The organism is Moorena sp. SIO2C4 (genome assembly GCF_010672485.1).
Taxonomy (GTDB): Bacteria; Cyanobacteriota; Cyanobacteriia; order Cyanobacteriales; family Coleofasciculaceae; genus Moorena; species Moorena producens.
In genome coordinates this window covers 1-4,202 of record NZ_JAAHGN010000668.1, presented here as the reverse complement: position 1 = coordinate 4,202, position 4,202 = coordinate 1, and the positions used below count along the sequence as shown (strand labels likewise).

Below are 4,202 nucleotides of genomic sequence, written 5' to 3'. Positions count from 1 at the left end.
CTGGCAATGCTCAGAGGTTACCAGAGATGGTAAGGGAATTGGTTAAAATTGGGATTGCTCAGGATTTAGTGAGCCAACGAGATGCCCCAAGAGGTAAGCATGTTGCTGTTGGTCCGTTTAAAAAGCTAGGGGAGGCAGAACGTTGGAGTAATCGTTTGCGCTCTGCTGGTTGGGATGCACGGGTGTATTTTGGTCGGTAGGGGCAGAATGTAGAATGCAGAATTAAGAATTAAGAATTAAGAAGGCAGAATTAAGAATTGATGCAGTCTCAGAATCGGCGAGAACTAATTGAACAAGTGGTGGTAACTGCTGAGCAGATGCGTGAGATTGAAGGGCGCATCTTTGAGGCGGGGATGCCTGTAGCAGCTTTGATGGAAAAGGTGGCAGGATTGATTACTCGCTCTATTCAAGGTCTTTATCCCTGTGCTGAGAATAGGCGAGTGGGTGTGTTAGTTGGTCCTGGTCATAATGGGGGCGATGGGTTAGTTGTTGCTCGTGAACTTTATTTACAGGGGTATGAGATCCACATTTACCGTCCTTTGTCGAAACTGAAGGAATTGACTGACTACCATGCTCGGTATGCGGTTAGCTTGGGGATTCCTTTTTATGACGAGATTGAAGCGCTGTATGAGTGTGACCTGATTATTGATGGTTTGTTCGGATTTGGACTGACGCGATCGCTTTCTGGTAGTATCGCTGAGGCGGTTGAGCTGTTGAATCAATGGTCACAACCGGTGGTGAGTATTGATTTGCCTTCGGGATTACACACTGATACTGGGGAAGTGTTGGGCATCGCGGTTCGGGCTACCCGGACATTATGCTTAGGGTTGTGGAAGTTGGGGTTTCTGCAAGACCAAGGGTTGGATTATATTGGTGAAGCTCAGTTAATTGATTTTGGTATTCCCCTCAAGGATATTTGGTCCATTTTAGGTGAGCCACCAGATTTGCTCCGAGTTACCGAAACTGTTGCGAAACAGTTTTTGCCTTTACCTCGCCCTAAGGTAACGCATAAGTACCAACAGGGCCATCTGTTGCTGATTTGTGGCTCTAAACAGTATTCAGGGGCAGCAATTTTGGCGGGATTAGGGGCTCGTGCTAGTGGGGTGGGGATGCTTTCAATGGCAGTGCCGGAGTCTATCAAACTGCTAGTGGTCAGTCACTTGCCAGAAGCTGTGGTAATTGGTTGCCCAGAAACGACGGCGGGTGCGATTGACCTAAGGTCACGCTACGCCAACGGATTTTTGCCTGAGTTAGTGTTAGAGAAGTTAAACCAACCCTCTGGTAGTGATTCTGGTAGCTATCATACTTATAATGCGATCGCATGTGGTCCTGGTTTAACAAAGGATGCTAAGGATATAGTGCAAGGGGTTTTAGCTGCCCAATGCCCAATTGTTTTGGATGCGGATGGTTTAAATATCCTGGCGGAACTGATCACTATTCCCACTTTGTTGAAGCGTCGAGGCCAGACAGTGTTAACCCCTCATGTTGGAGAGTTCCGACGTTTATTTCCCGATTCTGCAGAACTGTTACCGGATCGAGTCAAGGCTGTGCAGAAGGCATCCCAATTGAGTCGCTCTGTGGTGTTGTTAAAAGGAGCCAGGAGTGCGATCGCAAATCCCAGGGGCTCGGTGTGGCTGATTCCTGAAAGTACACCAGCTCTAGCCCGAGGGGGGAGTGGCGATGTCCTCACGGGACTAGTGGGAGGCTTATTGGCTCAGCCAGTTCTGTCTGAGCATCCTTTGGAGGCAATAGTGGCAACGGCAGCCTGGTGGCATGCCCAAGCTGGTATTTTAGCGGCTCAGGAGCGGAGTGAGTTGGGGGTCGATGGGGGGACCTTGGCGGAGTTTTTGATGCCAGTGGTGAGAGGGAAGAGGGAAGAGGGAGTAGGCAATAGGCAATAGGCAATAGGCAATAGGCAATAGGGGGAAGAGTGTGGGAAGTGTGGGAAGTGTGGGAAGTGTGGGAAGTATGGAAAGTGTGAGGAGAGGAAAGATTATAAAACCAAAGGCTAATTAATGATGCTTGTCACCCCCTTAGCCCACACCCTACTCCCTACTCCCTACTCCCTACTCCCTACTCCCTGCTCCCTGCTCCCTCTTGTTAACAAATTAAACCTAAAGCTTTCTGTTTAATTTTATCTTCGTCAATCTTTTCTTTGAGTTCACTATCTGTATATCTGCCTTCTAAGGCTTCTAATGCTGCTTTTTTTAGGGCTGTCTCAAAGGCATCGGTTAAAATTTCTAATAATTCGTCTTGATTTGCATAATATCCTCCTGATTTTCGCCGTTTGTTAACTCGTTTAATATTTTTGCTGGCATTATAAATAGAAAATTCCCAAGAGCGGGTCGTGCGTTTTTCTACTTCTTGCTTGATTAAATGTAATAGTAATATGACTGCATAGCTATAAATTTTATTTAGTTTATCCTCCCTTGACATTTCTTCTAGTTCATCAACAATTTCTAAGGCTTTATGATACTTTTTTTCTTCAATTAGTTGACGTAATAAGGTTAATTCTTCCATGTCATGGGTTGATGGGAGTAGGGAATCGGTAATCGGGAGTCGGGAATCGGGAGTCGGGAGTCGGGAAGTTGGATCACCCCCCTTACAAATCATCGGGATTGATGCCAAGGGTACGCAATTTTTCTGCCAATCTTTCTGCCCGTTGGGATTCCTGTTCTGCCCGTTGCTTTTGCCGTTCTGCCCGTTCTGCTGAAGTCTCAATCCAATTACCAGCTCCATCATACCAACGCAGCCACAACCCTTCTGTGTCTTGATATTTACCTTGCCATACTCCTAACCCTAATTCCAGTTCTGGAATCCAAAATTTGGGCTCAGAAAGCTCTACTTCCTGATACTGGGTGACAATTAATTGAAACACCCGCAACTGGTTTTCATAAGCGATGCAGCGCGGTCTTGGGGTTTCCCCCATGAGCGACTGCATCAAGACACGGTCAAAGACAACATAGTAAGGAATGCGCATATATTGTTCATAGGCTTGCCATTTAGTGGGTGGCTTGTTGGCAGACCTTAGGGTTTGTCCTAAATCTTCCGCTTCGGTACCTGGTGATAAGAGTTCCACTACCAAAAATGGCGCTCTTCCTTCCTGCCAAACCACATAACTCCAGCGCAGGTCTTGTTGTTGTTGAGCAGGAGTGATACCCAATACCAGGAACCAATCCGGTCGTTTGTGCCACAATAAATGATGGCTATCGTAATATAAATTTAGGTCTGTACCAATGAACATCTCCTCCCTGGGATAGTTAGGAGGTTGGCAGGTTTCCCGCAATAGCTGGGGTTGGAAGTCGTGAAATTCGTCAGGCAAACCAGGCTCCTCTGGGTCTTCACTAGGTAAGTCATACATAGTCGGCATAGTTTCGCTGGGAGAAAGCGGTGGGTCAGTTTGGTACATGATCTTCTGTTGAACCTGATAGTTTGAGGGTAGCACTTGGGTAAGTCACCTAGGGTCCCAGCAGTGGGTTTGTTGCTGTTTGCGTTCGCGAAGCGTGACCGAAGGTCAATCGCAATAGCCATCTCCCCAGTATCAGCTACTGAGCCAATCGAGCCACAAAGTCTTTATGTGCCTTTGAGTCTATCCCCTCCTGAAGCACTGCCAATACCCGTTGCATTTCCCCAGCTAGTAACGGCTCTACTGCCAACTGCAATCCTGGAAACACGTTACTGCTCAGCACCCCCAACTGATCTGGCTGCTGCTGGAGATACTCCCCTGCATCCAATTCATACCAGCGAAACTGTTGCTCTTGCACCAGCCAAACTAGATACTCCTTTACTCCATTGCGCCGGTAAGCCCGTAGCTTGTCATGGAGGTCGTAGGAAGCACTACTGGCTGCAATCCCGACAATCAACTCCGGTGCTCCTTCTATATAGTCATCGTCAGTAATGCGGGACTGTCCACCCTTTTGTTGATCAATGCGCAGAATTGCATCCGGTTGGGGCTCATTATCAAAATCTAACCGCACCGTAGGATTGTCTCCCAACATGACACCAGGGGTAGCGGCTTCATAGACCCCTAGCCAGGTAATGATTTTTCCATGGGGATTGGCATGTTTAGTGATCCTGACGGGAGATGCCACGTAAACGACTCCTTCAATCAATTCTGCTTTCTTGGTATCAGGCATTGCCTGGTATCGTCGTTCAAATTCCACCCGAGTTAAGCGATCGCCGTTTTCCAGAATGGGAATTAG

Annotated in this window: 4 protein-coding genes and 1 pseudogene; 2 read left to right on the top strand and 3 right to left on the bottom strand. The window is 47.5% G+C overall.

Annotated elements, in window-relative coordinates:
• A pseudogene (locus F6K20_RS26840) lies at positions 1-200 on the top strand (SPOR domain-containing protein); the annotation flags it as partial.
• A 60-nt stretch (positions 201-260) separates the two neighbouring features.
• Complete coding sequence (locus F6K20_RS26835; RefSeq protein ID WP_287296673.1) at positions 261-1,901, top strand: NAD(P)H-hydrate dehydratase; 1,641 nt, start codon at positions 261-263, stop codon at positions 1,899-1,901.
• Between the two features lie 199 nt (positions 1,902-2,100).
• Here the strand turns inward: F6K20_RS26835 and F6K20_RS26830 are convergent, their stop codons facing one another.
• The 3 genes from F6K20_RS26830 to F6K20_RS26820 all read right to left on the bottom strand — a co-directional run.
• Positions 2,101-2,520, bottom strand: coding sequence for a DUF29 family protein (locus F6K20_RS26830; protein ID WP_287296670.1), 420 nt, complete (start codon positions 2,518-2,520; stop codon positions 2,101-2,103).
• 82 nt (positions 2,521-2,602) lie between these two features.
• Complete coding sequence (locus F6K20_RS26825; RefSeq protein ID WP_287265906.1) at positions 2,603-3,409, bottom strand: Uma2 family endonuclease; 807 nt, start codon at positions 3,407-3,409, stop codon at positions 2,603-2,605.
• Positions 3,410-3,545: 136 nt separating this feature from the next.
• Positions 3,546-4,202, bottom strand: a 657-nt coding sequence (locus tag F6K20_RS26820; RefSeq protein ID WP_287296668.1) for a Uma2 family endonuclease, incomplete at its 5' end; no start/stop codon positions are given.

Excerpts from the sequence above, each read along its gene's own strand:
- F6K20_RS26835 (WP_287296673.1), top strand. The coding sequence starts at position 261 with ATGCAGTCTCAGAATCGGCGAGAACTAATTGAACAAGTGGTGGTAACT.
- F6K20_RS26830 (WP_287296670.1), bottom strand. The coding sequence starts at position 2,520 with ATGGAAGAATTAACCTTATTACGTCAACTAATTGAAGAAAAAAAGTAT.
- F6K20_RS26825 (WP_287265906.1), bottom strand. The coding sequence starts at position 3,409 with ATGTACCAAACTGACCCACCGCTTTCTCCCAGCGAAACTATGCCGACT.